This is a genomic window from Streptomyces sp. NPDC051041 (assembly GCF_044456065.1).
GTDB classification, from domain to species: domain Bacteria; phylum Actinomycetota; class Actinomycetes; order Streptomycetales; family Streptomycetaceae; genus Streptomyces; species Streptomyces glaucus.
In genome coordinates, this window is record NZ_JBITFM010000012.1 from 13,087 (window position 1) to 27,866 (window position 14,780).

Consider the following 14,780-nt stretch of genomic DNA (forward strand, 5'->3'; position numbering starts at 1 on the left):
ACCGGGAGGTTGTGTCGGGGGCGGCGTCCCCGGGTGACGGATCCGTCGGTCAGAAGTCGTGGCGGGCGGTGCGGCGGCTGCCGCGCCACAGCACCACGGAGGCGACCAGCAGCACGCCGCCGGCGCCGCCCGCGAGGGGGGCCGCCCAGGCCGAGGGGGCGTCGCCGGCGGGGGCCGGGTCCGGGCCGGGGCCGAAGTACCGGTCGCCGTACGCCGCCGGGCGCAGGCTCTCCGGGCGGAGGCGGCCGGCCGCCTCGACGGCGGCGGCCGGGTCGACGAAGCCGAAGCCGCGGGAGTCGTCGCGGCCGCCGACCGGGGCGTCGCGGGCGGTGTCCTCCAGGAGCCGTTTGACCTGGGCCGGGGTGAGGCCGGGATGGGCGGCCCTGACGAGGGCGACGGCGCCGGAGACGAACGCGGCGGCGGCGCTGGTGCCCCAGCCCTCGTAGTACTTGTGGTCGGGGTCGGCGATGACGACGTCGACGCCGGGGGCGCTGACGGTGGCGTACCAGCGGCGTGTGGAGAAGGCGGCGCGGGTGCCGTAGCGGTCGACGGCGGTCGCGACGATCACGCCCGGGTAGGCGGCCGGGTAGGAGATGTGGTCGCCCTTCTCACCGCCGTTGCCGGCGGAGGCGACGACGACCACGCCCTTGCCCAGGGCGTACTGGATGGCCTGGTCCTCGGCGGGCTCGGGGTGGGCGGAGACGGAGTCGTCGCCCAGGGAGAGGTTGATGACGTCGGCGCCGTGGTCGGCGGCCCAGCGGATGCCCTCGGCGAGGGCGTTGCCGCGGGTCTTGCGGGCCCTGGCGCGGGAGGGGTCGCCGTCCTCCAGGATCACGCGGACGGGGAGGATCCGTGCCTCGGGGGCGACGCCCATGACGCCGTCGGCGCCGCCGGGTCCGTGGCCGTGGCCCGCGATGATGCCGGCCATGGCGGTGCCGTGCCGGGCCCAGGCGCGGTCGCCCTGCTCGGCTCCGAAGCGGACCAGGTCCCGGCCGGGCAGGACGTTGCCGGCGAGGTCGGGGTGGCCGGCCTCGACCCCGGTGTCGAGGACGGCGACGGTGACGCCCGCGCCCTTCGTGGTCCGCCAGGCCTCCTCGGTGCGCATGGCCTGCAGGGCCCACTGCTGGGCGCGTATGCCGTCGGCGTGCGCGGCGGTGGGCGGCAGGAGGGCGAGGCAGGCGGCGAGGAGGACGCTCAGGGCCCCGGCCCGGCGGGTCGCGGCGGCGGTTGTCACGACGGCTGCTCCGTGGCCGAACGGACGTTTCTGCGCAGGCCGCGTTCGATGCGGTCGGCGAGGCCCCGGGCCTCGTGGCCGAGACCGGCCTGGGCGGGGGCCGTGGTGGCGCCGGAGGCCATGGCCTCCTTCGCTGGCTGCGGGTCGTCGACCGTGCGGCCGTCGGCCCAGCCGGAGACGGCGTAGACGACGACGGGGGCGTCGGTGAGGACGGAGACGGTCCAGGAGGCGCGCTGCCCGGGGCCGAAGCCGGCCGCGGCGGTGTCCTTGGCGGCGTACGGCAGGGGCATGAGGTCGGTGCGGCGGTCGAGGCCGTCCCGGGCGAACCGGGTGTCGAGGGCGCGCATGGCGGCGGCGTCGGCCTTGGTGAAGAGCAGGCCGACGGTGGTGACGTGGCTCTCGGTGGCGTCGGTGTAGGTGGCGCGCAGCAGGCGCCGGCAGCCGACCGGGGCGAGGGCCTGGCTCAGGAGGGGGTCGAAGGCGTCCTGGCAGCCGCTGTCCGGGGCGACGGCGATCCGCGTCCAGGTGCGGTCGGCGCCGCCGGGGCCGGCGCCCCGGCCCTGCACCGTGGGTGGGAAGAGCCGGTCGACCGGCACGCTGTGCCACAGGCCGCCGGCCGTGGCGAAGGCGCCGCGGGCGCCGCCCTCGCCGAAGTCCCCGATGAGCCAGTCGCCGGTGACGGCGCCGCCGATGAGGCCCAGTCCGAGCACCAGGCAGGCGGCCGCGGCGACGGTCCGTGAGCGGGCCCGCCCGCCGAGCGGCCGGGGCCGGGCGTGCTCGTCGTAGCCCTCGGGCTCCCCGAAGGACACGAGCGGCCGTCCGGCGCCGGCGGTCCCGCCGGGCGCCCCGGCCGTGCTCCAGGGCAGCGCGGGGCCGGGTGCGGCGGGCGCGGGCCGGGCGTCGTCCGCCGCCGCGCGCGGCGGCTGCGCGGGAACGGGGCGCAGGCGGGCGGTCGTCTCCGAGGAGGTCTCGGCCGGGGTGCCGGGACGGCGGGGCGAGGAGGCGGGGTCGTGATCCGGGCGGGAGGAGGACACGGGGTCGTGGCCCGGGCGGGGCGGCGTCGGCGGGGGACGGTGGTCCGGACGCGACGGCGCGGGGCGGCGTCCCGGCAGGGGCGGTACGGCGCTCCGGGCCGCCCCGTCCGGGCCCTCGCGCCGCGGCCGGCGGCCGACGGCCGGCGGCGCGTCCGGGAAGCGCGCGGAGGCCCGGGGCGGCGGCGGGGCGGCGGGGCCGGCGGCGGGCCCCGTGCCGGAGCGGGAGTCCGGGAAGCGGGACCGGTCGGCGGGGGAGCCGGTCCCCGGCCGGGGACCGGCGGGGGCGTCACCGCGGCCGGCGGGCGCGTCGGCGCCGAGGACCTCTCCGGCCGGCCCGGCCGCGGCGCCCTCGTCCCGCGCCGCCGCCTCCCCGCGGTCCGCGGGCCCCGGGGCGCCCGGCGGACGGCGGTCCGGCGCGGCGGTGTCGCCCGCCGCGGCCGTCGGCGGCTGCGCCGGGCGCGGCGGGGCGGCGGGGCGGGGCGGGCGGGAGGCGCGTCGGGCTTCCGCGCTCATGCACCCCCCGTTTCCTCGTGCCCGGGCCGCTCCTCGCGCGCGGGCCGTCGTCCTGGACGTCGTACGGCCGGGCCCGGCGCGGACCGGTCCGTCCCCGGGCAGGCATACCCGCACGGACGGACCGTCATCCGGCGCGGGCGACCGGCCGGTGCCGTTCCGTCGTGCGTGCGCGTCACTTTACGGCGTGCCCCCGGCGGAGGGGGAACCAGTCCACGCCCCTGCGGCTTTGGCCCGGAACATCCCCCTACCCTGCGGTAATCCGCTCTGGCAGGCTGCGTCCATGACCGCGTCAGCCGCCGACCGGGCCCGTTACGACCGGGCCACCGCCCATCTCGACGCCCCGCTGGCGATCGTGGACCTGGCCGCCTTCGACGCCAACGCCGGCGACCTGGTCCGCCGGGCCGGCGGGAAACCGGTCCGGGTCGCGAGCAAGTCCGTGCGCTGCCGGGCCCTGCTGGAACGCGTCCTGGCGAGGGACGGCTTCGCGGGCGTGATGTCCTTCACCCTCGCCGAGTCCCTGTGGCTGGCCCGGTCCGGGTTCGACGACGTGCTGCTCGCCTATCCGTCCGCGGACCGCGCCGGTTACGCCGAACTCGCCGCCGATCCCGAGCTCGCCGCCGCCGTCACCGTGACGGTCGACGACCCGGCCCAGCTGGACCTGATCGACGCCGCGCGCGGCGGGGGCCGCGAGGTGGTGCGGGTCTGCCTGGAACTGGACACGTCCCTGCGGCTGCTGGGCGGGCGGGTGCGCGTCGGGGCCCGCCGCTCGCCGCTGCACTCCCCCGCCGGGATCGCCGGCCTCGCCCGTGCGGTGGCCCGGCGGCCGGGGTTCAGGGTCGTGGGGATCATGGCGTACGAGGGGCACGTCGCCGGTGTCGGGGACGCGGTGGCGGGGCGTCCGCTGCGCTCGCGGGCCGTGCGGCTGATGCAGGCCGCCGCCCGGCGGGAGCTCGCCGAGCGGCGGGCCGAGGCCGTACGGGCCGTGCGGGCCCTCGTACCGGACCTGGAGTTCGTCAACGGCGGCGGCACGGGCAGCGTGCAGCACACCGCCGCGGAGGACGCCGTCACCGAGATCGCCGCCGGGTCGGGGCTGTACCTGCCGCGGCTGTTCGACCACTACACGTCGTTCGGCGGCCGTCCGGCGGCCCTGTTCGCCCAGCCCGTCGTGCGGCGGCCGGGCGTCGGGGCGGTGACGGTGCTCGGCGGCGGGTATCCCGCCTCCGGCCCCGCCGGGGCCGACCGGCTGCCGCAGCCGTATCTGCCCCCGGGGCTGCGGTACGACCCGCGGGAGGGGGCCGGCGAGGTGCAGACGCCGCTGCTCGGGGCCGTCGCCGACGACCTCCGCATCGGGGACCGGGTGTGGTTCCGGCACGCCAAGGCCGGTGAGCTGTGCGAGCGGTTCGACGCGCTGCACCTGGTCGAGGGGGACGCGGTGACGGCGACCGTCCCGACGTACCGGGGCGAGGGCCGCGCCTTCCTGTAGCCGGCGAGGGGCCGTCGGGCGGCCGGGCCGGTGCCGCCGCCCGTCCCGGCTCCGTGGGACGAGCCCTACAGCGGTGTGACGTACGCCCCCGAGATTCCGCCGTCCACCAGGAAGTCGGTGGCGTTGACGAAGGAGGAGTCGTCGCTGGCGAGGAAGGCGACGGCGGCGGCGATCTCCTCCGCCTCGGCGAACCGGCCGGCCGGGATGTGCACCAGGCGGCGCGCGGCGCGCTCCGGGTCCTTGGCGAACAGCTCCCGCAGCAGCGGGGTGTTGACCGGCCCGGGGCACAGGGCGTTGACGCGGATGCCCTCCCGCGCGAACTGCACGCCCAGTTCGCGGGACATCGCGAGGACGCCGCCCTTGGAGGCCGTGTACGAGATCTGGGAGGTCGCCGCGCCCATGCGGGCCACGAAGGACGCGGTGTTGATGATGGATCCCCTGCCCTGGCGGCGCATGTAGGGCAGGGCGGCCTTGCAGCACAGGTAGACGGAGGTGAGGTTGACCTCCTGGACGCGTTTCCAGGCGTCCAGGCCGGTCTCCAGGATGGAGTCGTCGTCGGGCGGGGAGATCCCGGCGTTGTTGAAGGCGACGTCGACGCTGCCGTAAGTGTCGTACGCCGCCCCGAACAGGGCCTCCACCTGTTCGGGGTCGGTGACGTCGACCTTCACGAAGAGCCCGCCGGTCTCCTCGGCGGCGGCCTGGCCGCGGGCGGTGTCGATGTCGCCGCAGACGACGTGGGCGCCTTCGGAGGCGAGCCGGCGGGCGGCGGCGAGGCCGATGCCGCTGCCGGCTCCGGTGACGACGGCGGTGCGGCCGACCAGGCGGCGGCAGACGGCTTCGCGGGATGCTTCGGTCACTGTGCGGGGCCCTCCGTGCTGATGAAGACGTTCTTGGTCTCGGTGAAGGCGACGAGGGCGTCCGGGCCGAGCTCGCGGCCGATGCCGGACTGCTTGAAGCCGCCGAACGGGGTCCAGTAGCGGACGCTGGAGTGGGAGTTGACGGACAGGTTGCCGGCCCGGACCGCCCGGGAGACGCGCAGGGCGCGGCCCACGTCCCGGGTCCACACCGAGCCGGCCAGGCCGTAGTCGGTGGCGTTGGCGAGGCGGACCGCGTCGGCCTCGTCGTCGAACGGCAGGACGACGGCGACCGGGCCGAAGACCTCCTCCACGGCCACGCGCGCGCGGGGGTCGACGCCGGTGAGGACGGTGGGCGGGAACCAGAAGCCGGGGCCCTCGGGGGCCTTGCCGCGGATGCCGGCGGCGTCCTGCGGGACGTACGAGCGGACGCGGTCCAGCTGGGACCTGGAGATCAGCGGGCCCATGTCGGTGCTCTCCTGCGCCGGGTCGCCGACGCGGACGGACTCGATCGCCGGGGCGAGGAGGTCGAGGAAGCGGTCGTGGACGTCGCGCTGGACCAGGATGCGGGTGCGGGCACAGCAGTCCTGGCCGGAGTTGTCGAGGAACGACATGGGGGCGGCGGCCGCGGCGGCCTCCAGGTCGGCGTCGGCGAAGACGATGTTGGGGCTCTTGCCGCCGAGTTCGAGGGTGACGCGTTTGAGCCGGGCCGATCCCTTGGCCAGGACCTGCCGGCCCACGGCCGTCGAGCCCGTGAACACGATCTTGGCGACGCCGGGGTGCTCGACGAGGGCGCCGCCCGCGACGGGGCCGTGGCCGGGCAGCACCTGGAACAGCCCCTCCGGCAGGTCCGCCGCCAGGGCGAGTTCGGCCAGGCGCAGCGCGGTCAGCGGGGTCGTCTCGGCGGGCTTGAGGATCACCGCGTTGCCCGCCGCGAGCGCCGGGGCCGCGCCCCAGGCCGCGATCGGCATCGGGAAGTTCCAGGGCGCGATGACGCCCACGACGCCGAGCGGTTCGAGGATCGTGACGTCCAGGCCGCCCGCCACCGGGATCTGGCGCCCCGTCAGGCGCTCCACTCCCCCGGCCGTGTAGTCGAGCAGGTCGCGGACGTTGCCCGCCTCCCAGCGGGCGTTGCCGAGGGTGTGCCCGGCCTCGAGGACCTCCAGCCGGGCCAGCTCCTCGAGGTGGTCGTCGACGGCCGCGGCGAAGCGGCGCAGCAGGCGGGCGCGGTCACCGGGCGCGCGGGCGGCCCAGGCCGCCTGGGCGCGGGCGGCGCGTACGACGGCGGCGTCGACGTCGGCCTCGGTGGCGGCGGGGACGGTGGCGACGACCTCCTCGGTGGCGGGGTTCAGTACCCGCAGTTCCCGGGGGTATCGAGGGTTTCGGGGTCCTCGATGGTCTCGGGGGTCCTGAGGCGTCGGGTGCTCGGAGGGCTCGTGGGACAAGAGGGGCCTCACATGCGTTCGAAGGAGCGGCGCAGCTCCCAGTCGGTGACGGCGGCGTCGAAGGCGTCCAGCTCGACGCGCGCCATGTTGCGGTAGTGCGCGACGACCTCGTCGCCGAAGGCCGCCTGGGCGATCGGGCTGTTCCCCCAGAGCTCGGCGGCCTCCCGCAGGGTGGCCGGGACGTGTGCGAAGCCGGCGGTGTAGGCGTTGCCCGGGCAGGGCTCGGGCGGTTCCAGCCGCTGCTCGATGCCGTACAGGCCGGCCGCCACCATGCCCGCGACCGCGAGGTGCGGATTGACGTCGCCGCCGGGCAGCCGGTTCTCGAAGCGCAGCGAGCGGCCGTGGCCGACCACGCGCAGGGCGCAGGTGCGGTTGTCGTGGCCCCAGGCGACGGCGGTCGGGGCGAAGGAGCCGGGCCGGAACCGCTTGTAGGAGTTGACGTGGGGGGCGTACAGGAGGCAGAAGTCCCGCAGGGCCGCCAGTTGTCCGGCCAGGAAGTGCCGCATGACCTGCGACATGCCGTCCGCCGCGGCCCCCGGCATGGCGCTGGCGCCGGAGGCGTCCGCGAGCGAGAGGTGGATGTGGCAGGAGTTGCCCTCGCGCTCGTCGTACTTGGCCATGAAGGTGAGCGACACGCCCTCCTGGGCGGCGATCTCCTTGGCGCCGGTCTTGTAGATCGCGTGCTGGTCGCAGGTGACCAGGGCCTCGTCGTAACGGAAGACGATCTCGTGCTGGCCGGGACTGCACTCGCCCTTGGCGGACTCCACGGTCATCCCGGCGCCCGCCATCTCGTTGCGGATGCGGCGCAGCAGGGGCTCGACGCGGCCGGTGCCGAGGACCGAGTAGTCGACGTTGTACTGGTTGGCGGGCGTGAGCCCCCGGTAGTTCGCCTCCCAGGCCTGCTCGTAGGTGTCCTTGAAGACGATGAACTCCAGCTCGGTGCCGACCCGGGCGGTGTAGCCGTGCCCGGCGAGGCGCTCCAGCTGGCGGCGCAGGATCTGGCGGGGCGCGGCGGCCACCGGGGAGCCGTCGCTCCAGGCGAGGTCGGCGACGACCAGGGCGGTGCCCGCGTTCCAGGGCACGCGGCGCAGGGTGGCCGGGTCCGGGCGCATGGCGAAGTCGCCGTAGCCGCGGTCCCAGGAGGACATCGCGTACCCGTCGACGGTGTTCATCTCGGCGTCGACGGCGAGGAGGTAGGAGCAGCCCTCGGTGCCGTGGCGGAGGACCTCGTCGAGGAAGAACCGGGCGGCGAACCGCTTGCCCTGGAGCCGCCCCTGCATGTCGGGGAAGGCCAGGACGACGGTGTCGATCTCGCCGCCCGCGACGAGGGCGTGCAGCTCCTCGACGCCGAGCGGGGGCGTGCGGTCTGCCACGGGAGGGCCTCCTTGGGGCTGCTTCGCGACGTCGCGCGCGGTGGGCGCCGCCGGGCGCTCGCGGCGTCGCACGGCTTCGCACTTCTCCGGCCGCGCCGAGAGCCATAAGGTATGGCCGCGGACCATTGCTTGGGAAGGGGGCGCGGCCTCATGTCGGAGGAAGCCGGCGGCACGGTGGCGGACCGCCTCGCGCCGGTGCTGCGGCCGGTGCGCGCGGGCAACGGCTTCGAGGAGGCGCTGGAGCAGATCCTGCAGGTGGTACGGCTGGGCCTGGTGCCGGAGGGCGGGCGGCTGCCCGCGGAGCGGGAGCTGGCGGAGCGGCTGGGGATCAGCCGGATGACGCTGCGCGAGGTGCTGAAGGTGCTGCAGGAGCAGGGCCTGGTCGAGTCGCGGCGCGGGCGGTACGGCGGCACGTTCGTGCTGCCCCGCACGCCGGGCACGGGCGGCGGGGACGCGCTGCGGCGCCGGATCGCCGGCGTCGACATCGAGGACGTGCTGCGCTTCCGGGAGGTGCTGGAGGTGGGCGCGGCCGGGCTGTGCGCGGCGCACGGGCTGACCGGGGAGCGGGCGGGACGGCTGCGGGAGGCGCTGGACCGGACGCACGACGCGCCGCTCGCCGACTACCGCCGCGCGGACACGCTGCTCCACCTCACCCTCGCCGAGCTGTGCGGGTCGCCGACGCTGGCCGCGCAGTACGCGGCGGTGCGGGCGACGGTCAACGACCTCCTCGACTGCATTCCGCTGCTGGTGCGCAACCTGGAGCACTCGCAGCGGCAGCACACCGCGCTGGTCGGGGCGGTCCTCGACGGGGACGCCGACAGGGCCCGGGAGACGATGCGGGAGCACTGCGCGGGGACGGCGGCGCTGCTGCGGGGGTTCCTCGCGTGAGCGCCCCGCCGTGCGGGGCGGCCTTCGCAAAGGTATGTGTTGAGTCCATTGGAAGCACGGGGCCGGCCCATCGCGGGGAGGGCCGGCCGCCGGGCGGAGCGCGCACGGGGCCGGACGACGGGCGGAGCGCGGAAGGCGGGATCGATGGGCGCGGTGCGAGAGGCCGGGTGACGGGCGCGGTGCGAGAGGCGGGCCCGACGGGCGGAGCGGGAGAGACCGGATGACGGACAGGCCGCTGATCGGCGTCAGCACGTACCTGGAGGCCGGGGCGCGCTGGGGGCTGTGGGAGCTGGAGGCGGCACTGCTGCCGGCCGGGTATCCGCGGCTGGTGCAGCGGGCGGGCGGGCTGGCCGCGATGCTGCCGCCGGACGCGCCGGAGCACGCGGCGGCGACCGTGGCCCGCCTGGACGGCCTGGTGATCGCGGGCGGCCCGGACGTCGAGCCGGCCCGTTACGGCGCCGAGCGCGATCCGCGCACCGGGCCGCCCGCACGGGCCCGGGACGCCTGGGAACTCGCCCTGGTCGAGGCGGCGCTGGCCGTACGCCTGCCGCTGCTGGGCATCTGCCGGGGCATGCAGCTGCTGAACGTCGCCCTCGGCGGCACCCTGGTCCAGCACATCGACGGCCACGCCGAGGCACCCGGCGTGTTCGGCCGCCACCCGGTCGAGCCCGTGCCGGGCACGGTGTACGCCGCCGTGGTCCCGGAGAAGACGTCCGTGCCGGCCTTCCACCACCAGGCGGTGGACCGCCTCGGCGCCGGCCTGGCCGTCTCGGCCCACGCGGCGGACGGCACGGTGGAGGCCGTCGAGCTGCCGCCCGGCGACGGCTGGGCGCTGGGGGTGCAGTGGCACCCGGAGATGGGCGAGGACGTGCGGGTGATGCGGGCGCTGGTGGAGGCGGCCGCGGAGCAACGAGCGGTGCCCTGGGCCGGAGGGCGGGGACGGGGGCGCTGAGGCGGCCGCGCGGCAACGGGCCGCGCCCTGGACCGGACGGCGGGACGGGAGCGGTGCCGGGCCGTCCCGTCGTGCCCCCGTGCCGTCCCGTCCTACCCCCGCGTCAGCGACAGCAGGTCCCGTGCCGGCCCCGCGGGCCGGTGCCCCGTCGGCCACACCGCCCGCAGGTCCCGCGCCAGCGACACGTCGTGCACGGGCACCCGCACCAGGCGCCGCATCGCCAGTTCCTCGCCCACGGCGAGTTCGCTGAGGACCGCCGGGCCCGCGCCGCTCACCGCCGCAGCCTTCACCGCGGTGGTCGAGGAGAGCTCGATCAGCGGCCGGGCCACCCCGCCCAGCGCCGCCTCCAGCACCTGCCGGGTGCCCGAGCCCTCCTCCCGCAGGATCAGCGGGGTCGCCGCCAGTTCCCCGGCCGCCAGGGGGCGCTGACGCCGCGCCCACGGGTGCGCGGGTGCCGTCACGACGATCAGCCGGTCGTGCGCGACGACCGCCGAGTCCAGCCCGGTCGGCACGCTGAGTCCTTCCACGAAGCCCAGATCCGCCTCGTCGGCGAGCAGGCGCTCCGCCACCGCCGCCGAGTTCCCGGCGAGCAGCGACACCGCCGTGTCGGGCCGCTCGGCGCGCAGCGCGAGCAGCCAGCCCGGCAGCAGGTACTCGGCGATCGTCATGCTCGCCGCCACCCGCAGCCGCGAGTCCCTGCGGTCCCGCAGCGCCTGCGCCCCCGCGTCGAAGGCCTCCGCCGCCTCGACGATCCGCCGCGCCCAGTCGGTGACCAGCGCGCCGGCGTCGGTGAGCCGGGAGCCGCGCGGCGACCGGTCCACCAGAGCGACCCCCAACTGGCGTTCCATGGACCGGATCCGGCTGCTGGCCGCCGGCTGGGTGATGCCCACCTCCCGCGCCGCGCCGCCGAGGCTGCCGAGCCGTGCCACCGCCAGCAGCAGCTCCAGCGCGCCGAGATCGGGCACCCGGTGCGCCAGCGAACCGGCGGACGCCGGCCGGGGGTCTGCCCGCCCTTCCTTGTTGCTCATAACTCCAGCTTATGTCTTGGTGGGGCGTTTCCCCTGGTCGTGGGCGTCCGCGGGGCGACGGCGGCGCCGTGGTCACTACGGCCCGGCCCCGCACCGCCGCCGCCCCCCGCGCCGTCCGGACCGCCGCGGCCGCGCTCACCGTGAGCGGCCCGGCCGGCGGCGCGCTGCGGCGAGGGCCGCGCCCAGCACCCGCGGCGCCTCGGCCAGCGACGGGCCGTACCAGGTGAGGTGCCGGCCGCTGACCAGGGCGCAGGGCAGTCCGGGGAAGGCCTCGGGGCCGTCGTCGGCGGTGAAGCGGTACGGCTCGTCCGGGAGCACCACGAGGTCCGCGCCGGCCGCGCGCAGCTCCTCGACCGGAACGCGCGGGTAGCGCTCGGCGTGCGCGGCGTACAGGTGGTCGACCCCCAGCCGGGCCAGCACATCGCCCGCGAAGGTGGCCCGGCCCAGCACCGTCCACGGCCGGCGCCAGACCGGCACGACCGCCGTCGTACGGCGTCCGGGCACCGGCTGCGCCGACCAGGCCTCCTCCGCCTCGTCCAGCCACCGCGGCCGGCTCCGGGCGCCGCAGGCCGCCAGCACCCGGGCGAGTTCCCGGAAGGACTGCGGTACGTCCCGCACCTCGGTCACCAGCACCTCGGCACCGGCCGCGCGCAGGGCCGCGAGGTCGGGGGCGCGGTTCTCCTCCTCGTTGGCGATCACCAGATCGGGGGCGAGGGAGACGATCCGGTCCACGTCCGGGTTCTTCGTGCCGCCGATCCGCGCGACGTCCAGACCGGGCGGATGGGTGCACCAGTCCGTGGCGCCGGCCAGGACGCCGGGAAGGGTCCGGGCCACGGCCTCCGTCAGGGACGGGACCAGGGAGACGACCCTCACGGGTGCGGCCGGTCGCGGACCGCCTCGATGTGCTCCGCCACGGCGACGACGATCACGCGGGTGTCCGCCTCGGTGGCCCGCCAGCGGTGCCGCACCCCGCCGGTGAGGTACAGCGTGTCGCCGCGGCCCAGGCGGTAGGCGCGGCCCTCGGCCTCGATCTCCACCACGCCGTCCGCGACGTACATCAACTGGTCGTTGCGGTACTGGAACTCGCGGCCCGCGTCGTGGTCCCCGGTGAACTCCGAGGCGTGCATCTGGTGGTGGCCGCGCACCAGGGAGCGCACCTGGGGGGCGAGCACCGGCTCGGGCCCCTCGGCCCGGACCACGTCCACGCTGCACGCCGGGTCGGCCGCCGCGAGGAGCTCCACGGCGGTGGTGCGCAGCGCGTCGGCCACCTTCTCCAGGGAGCTCCTGCTGGGCCGCGCCCGCTCGTTCTCGATCTGGCTCAGGAAGGGCACCGACAGGCCGCTGCGCTCGGCCACGACGGCGAGGGTGAGGTCCAGCGCCCGGCGCCGCCGCCGCACGGCCGCGCCCACCCGAAGGGGCTGTTCTTTGTGGTCGCCCATCGCTCCGGCTCCCTCCTTCGCCTGTCTCTCCGCGGCCCGTGCGCCCGTCCCCGGGCGGATCTGCTCTTCTGAGTTCTCTGCACCCTACGCATGTTCGGCAAACCGATTCACGCGCCCGTCACGTCGCCGTCACGTCGGGTCGGCCGCGACCCCGCGGTTCGCGCCAGTGGATCATCTCCCGGAGGCCCGGACCCGACCGGCCGGCGGCGGTCCGGCACGACCGCGGCCGGCCGGTCGCGGCGTCGGTTTCCGCCCCTGGGTTCAATGCGCGGGCGCTGCCCGGTGTTCCCTCGCGTCTCCCGCGCCCCGGAAGCCGCCCCGCGTGGTTGTCCGGATCCTTTTCGTACGCCGGGCAGTCGCCGGGGGCGGCCGCGGCGGAAGCGGGGGCCGGTCGCGCCGCGGCCGTGGCGCGGCCCGCCCCCGCGGACGGCGGTCCGGGCCCGTCCGGACCGGGCGCGCGGGCGGCCCGGTGCGCGGAGCGCGACGCGCCGCGCGGCCGGATGGCTGTCGGTGCCGTACGGCATGATGCGGGGCGTGACCGGACGACTGATGCTCCTCGACACCGCCTCGCTCTACTTCCGCGCCTACTTCGGCGTCCCGGAGACCGTGAGGGCCCCGGACGGCACGCCGGTGAACGCCGTGCGCGGACTGCTGGACTTCGTCGACCGCCTGGTCAGGGACCACCGGCCGGAGCACCTGGTGGCGTGCATGGACGCCGACTGGCGCCCGCGGTGGCGGGTGGAGCTGATCCCCTCCTACAAGGCGCACCGCGTCGCCGAGGAGCGCGAGGCGGGACCGGACGAGGAGGCGGTGCCCGGCACGCTCTCCCCCCAGGTGCCGGTCGTCGAGGCGGTCCTGGACGCGCTCGGCATCGCGCGCGTGGGCGTCGCGGGGTACGAGGCGGACGACGTGATCGGCACGTTCACCGCGCGCGCCAAGGGCCCGGTCGACATCGTCACCGGCGACCGCGACCTCTACCAGCTGATCGACGACGCGCGGGAGGTGCGCGTGCTGTACCCCCTCAAAGGCGTCGGCACGCTCCAGCTCACCGACGAGTCCGTGGTGCGGGAGAAGTATGGGGTGAGCGGCAGCGGGTACGCGGATCTGGCGCTGCTGCGCGGCGATCCGAGCGACGGCCTGCCGGGCGTGCCCGGCATCGGCGAGAAGACCGCGGCCAGGCTGCTCGCCGAGTTCGGCGACCTGGCCGGCGTCCTGGCCGCGGTCGACGATCCGGGCGCGAAGCTCACGCCGTCACAGCGCCGGCGCCTGGACGAGGCCCGGCCGTACCTCGCGGTCGCCCCGAAGGTGGTGCGGGTCGCGGACGACGTCCCGCTGCCGGACGTCGACACGACGCTGCCGCGTGCCCCGCGCGACCCGGTCGCGCTGGAGGCACTGGCGTCCCGCTGGGGACTGGGCGGGTCACTGCAGCGGCTGCTGGCGACGCTCGGCGCGTGACGTCCCCGGCGACACGCGGTCACGGAGCTGCGGCATAAGGGGACTCCACCGGGAGAAGGTGCTAACTTAGGTAAGCCTAAGCTACAAATCATGGGAGGCCGTCATGGCAGAGCGCCCGGCACGGAAGCCGCAGAAGCCCCGTTCCGCGCAGGTCGTCCGCACCGAACGGCTGACCCCGCACATGCAGCGCGTGGTGCTCGGCGGTGAGGGCCTGACCGGATTCTCGGCCGACACCTGTACCGACCACTATGTGAAGCTGCTGTTCCCGGCCGCGGGCACGGCCCACCCCGAGCCGTTCGACCTGGAGCGGATCCGCGCGGAGTCCCCCCGTGAGCAGTGGCCGGTGACCCGGACGTACACCGTGCGCGGCTGGGACCCCGAGCACCGCGAGCTGACGCTGGACTTCGTCATCCACGGCGACGAGGGCCTGGCCGGCCCCTGGGCGCTGCGCGCTCAGCCGGGCGAGACCGTGTGGTTCATGGGTCCCGGCGGCGCCTACGCCCCCGATCCGGACGCCGACTGGCACCTGCTCGCCGGTGACGAGAGCGCGCTGCCCGCGATCGCCCGCTCCCTGGAGTCGCTGCCCGCCGGCGTCCGCGCCCACGCCTTCGTGGAGGTCGCCGGGCCCGAGGACGAGCAGAAGATCGACTCCGATGTGGACGTGGTCTGGCTGCACCGCGGCGGCCGGCCGGTCGGCGAGGCGCTGGTCGAGGCCGTGCGCGGCCTGGACTTCCCGCAGGGCCGGGTGCACGCGTTCGTGCACGGCGAGGCCCACTGCGTGAAGGAGCTGCGCCGTCTGCTGCGGGTCGAGCGCGGGATTCCGCGCGAGGACCTGTCGATCTCCGGCTACTGGCGCCTCGGTCACAACGAGGACGGCTGGCAGGCCTCCAAGCGGGAGTGGAACGCGCGCATCGAGGCGGAGCAGGAGCAGCCGGGGGCGTCCGCCGCGTGACACCCGCGCCCGGACGGGGGGGGGGGGGCCCCCGGGGGCCGGGGCGCCCCCCCGCCCGCCCGGGGGGGCCCCCCCCCCCCGGGGCCCCCCCCCCGCGCCCCGGGGCGCCCCCGCGGGGGCCCCGGGGGCC

At 76.7% G+C, this 14,780-nt stretch carries 13 protein-coding genes; 5 read left to right on the forward strand and 8 right to left on the reverse strand.

What is annotated here, in order from left to right:
* Window positions 1-49: 49 nt before the first annotated feature.
* Together mycP and ACIBAI_RS19445 are read right to left on the reverse strand one after the other, a co-directional pair.
* A complete protein-coding gene (gene mycP, locus ACIBAI_RS19440; protein WP_399035798.1) occupies window positions 50-1,234 on the reverse strand; it encodes a type VII secretion-associated serine protease mycosin in 1,185 nt (394 codons plus the stop codon).
* Window positions 1,231-2,781 carry a hypothetical protein gene (locus ACIBAI_RS19445; RefSeq protein ID WP_399035800.1) on the reverse strand — a complete coding sequence of 517 codons (1,551 nt, stop codon included), beginning with the start codon at window positions 2,779-2,781 and terminating at the stop codon, window positions 1,231-1,233. Before ACIBAI_RS19445 ends, mycP begins: the two co-directional genes overlap by 4 nt.
* 280 nt (window positions 2,782-3,061) lie before the next feature.
* Here ACIBAI_RS19445 and ACIBAI_RS19450 point away from each other — a divergent pair, with 280 nt between their 5' ends.
* On the forward strand, window positions 3,062-4,264 hold the full coding sequence (locus ACIBAI_RS19450; protein ID WP_399035802.1) for an amino acid deaminase/aldolase: 1,203 nt from the start codon (window positions 3,062-3,064) through the stop codon (window positions 4,262-4,264).
* Window positions 4,265-4,329: 65 nt separating this feature from the next.
* Here the strand turns inward: ACIBAI_RS19450 and ACIBAI_RS19455 are convergent, their stop codons facing one another.
* From ACIBAI_RS19455 to ACIBAI_RS19465, 3 genes are all read right to left on the reverse strand, one after another.
* On the reverse strand, window positions 4,330-5,121 hold the full coding sequence (locus ACIBAI_RS19455) for a 3-oxoacyl-ACP reductase (protein WP_399035803.1): 792 nt from the start codon (window positions 5,119-5,121) through the stop codon (window positions 4,330-4,332).
* Complete coding sequence (locus tag ACIBAI_RS19460) at window positions 5,118-6,479, reverse strand: aldehyde dehydrogenase family protein (protein ID WP_399036037.1); 1,362 nt, start codon at window positions 6,477-6,479, stop codon at window positions 5,118-5,120. The genes ACIBAI_RS19455 and ACIBAI_RS19460 overlap by 4 nt, the downstream gene beginning before the upstream one ends.
* A gap of 92 nt (window positions 6,480-6,571) precedes the next feature.
* Entirely contained in the window at window positions 6,572-7,936 is a 1,365-nt protein-coding gene (locus ACIBAI_RS19465) for a glutamine synthetase family protein (RefSeq protein WP_399035805.1), read from the reverse strand.
* A gap of 150 nt (window positions 7,937-8,086) precedes the next feature.
* Between ACIBAI_RS19465 and ACIBAI_RS19470 the strand changes: the two genes are divergently transcribed.
* Window positions 8,087-8,824, forward strand: coding sequence for a FadR/GntR family transcriptional regulator (locus tag ACIBAI_RS19470; protein ID WP_399035806.1), 738 nt, complete (start codon window positions 8,087-8,089; stop codon window positions 8,822-8,824).
* A gap of 220 nt (window positions 8,825-9,044) precedes the next feature.
* Window positions 9,045-9,776 (forward strand): gamma-glutamyl-gamma-aminobutyrate hydrolase family protein, encoded by a 732-nt coding sequence (locus ACIBAI_RS19475; RefSeq protein WP_399035808.1) that lies wholly within the window; start codon window positions 9,045-9,047, stop codon window positions 9,774-9,776.
* A gap of 92 nt (window positions 9,777-9,868) precedes the next feature.
* On the opposite strand, the gene ACIBAI_RS19480 is transcribed toward ACIBAI_RS19475, so the two are convergent.
* The 3 genes from ACIBAI_RS19480 to ACIBAI_RS19490 all read right to left on the reverse strand — a co-directional run bounded on the left by ACIBAI_RS19480 (window position 9,869) and on the right by ACIBAI_RS19490 (window position 12,243).
* Window positions 9,869-10,804, reverse strand: coding sequence for a LysR family transcriptional regulator (locus ACIBAI_RS19480; protein WP_399035810.1), 936 nt, complete (start codon window positions 10,802-10,804; stop codon window positions 9,869-9,871).
* 135 nt (window positions 10,805-10,939) lie between these two features.
* Entirely contained in the window at window positions 10,940-11,677 is a 738-nt protein-coding gene (locus tag ACIBAI_RS19485) for a helical backbone metal receptor (protein WP_399035812.1), read from the reverse strand.
* Entirely contained in the window at window positions 11,674-12,243 is a 570-nt protein-coding gene (locus ACIBAI_RS19490) for a helix-turn-helix domain-containing protein (RefSeq protein WP_399035814.1), read from the reverse strand. Before ACIBAI_RS19490 ends, ACIBAI_RS19485 begins: the two co-directional genes overlap by 4 nt.
* A 525-nt stretch (window positions 12,244-12,768) precedes the next feature.
* On the opposite strand from ACIBAI_RS19490, the gene ACIBAI_RS19495 reads away from it, so the two are divergent.
* Entirely contained in the window at window positions 12,769-13,698 is a 930-nt protein-coding gene (locus tag ACIBAI_RS19495) for a 5'-3' exonuclease H3TH domain-containing protein (protein WP_399036039.1), read from the forward strand.
* Between the two features lie 103 nt (window positions 13,699-13,801).
* A complete protein-coding gene (locus ACIBAI_RS19500) occupies window positions 13,802-14,650 on the forward strand; it encodes a siderophore-interacting protein (protein ID WP_399035816.1) in 849 nt (282 codons plus the stop codon).
* Window positions 14,651-14,780: the final 130 nt, after the last annotated feature.

Bases quoted from the DNA above. Each gene is read 5' to 3' on its own strand.
- ACIBAI_RS19445 (WP_399035800.1), bottom strand. From the start codon at position 2,781: ATGAGCGCGGAAGCCCGACGCGCCTCCCGCCCGCCCCGCCCCGCCGCC.
- ACIBAI_RS19450 (WP_399035802.1), top strand. From the start codon at position 3,062: ATGACCGCGTCAGCCGCCGACCGGGCCCGTTACGACCGGGCCACCGCC.
- ACIBAI_RS19470 (WP_399035806.1), top strand. From the start codon at position 8,087: ATGTCGGAGGAAGCCGGCGGCACGGTGGCGGACCGCCTCGCGCCGGTG.
- ACIBAI_RS19475 (WP_399035808.1), top strand. From the start codon at position 9,045: ATGACGGACAGGCCGCTGATCGGCGTCAGCACGTACCTGGAGGCCGGG.
- ACIBAI_RS19480 (WP_399035810.1), bottom strand. From the start codon at position 10,804: ATGAGCAACAAGGAAGGGCGGGCAGACCCCCGGCCGGCGTCCGCCGGT.
- ACIBAI_RS19490 (WP_399035814.1), bottom strand. From the start codon at position 12,243: ATGGGCGACCACAAAGAACAGCCCCTTCGGGTGGGCGCGGCCGTGCGG.
- ACIBAI_RS19495 (WP_399036039.1), top strand. From the start codon at position 12,769: ATGCGGGGCGTGACCGGACGACTGATGCTCCTCGACACCGCCTCGCTC.
- ACIBAI_RS19500 (WP_399035816.1), top strand. From the start codon at position 13,802: ATGGCAGAGCGCCCGGCACGGAAGCCGCAGAAGCCCCGTTCCGCGCAG.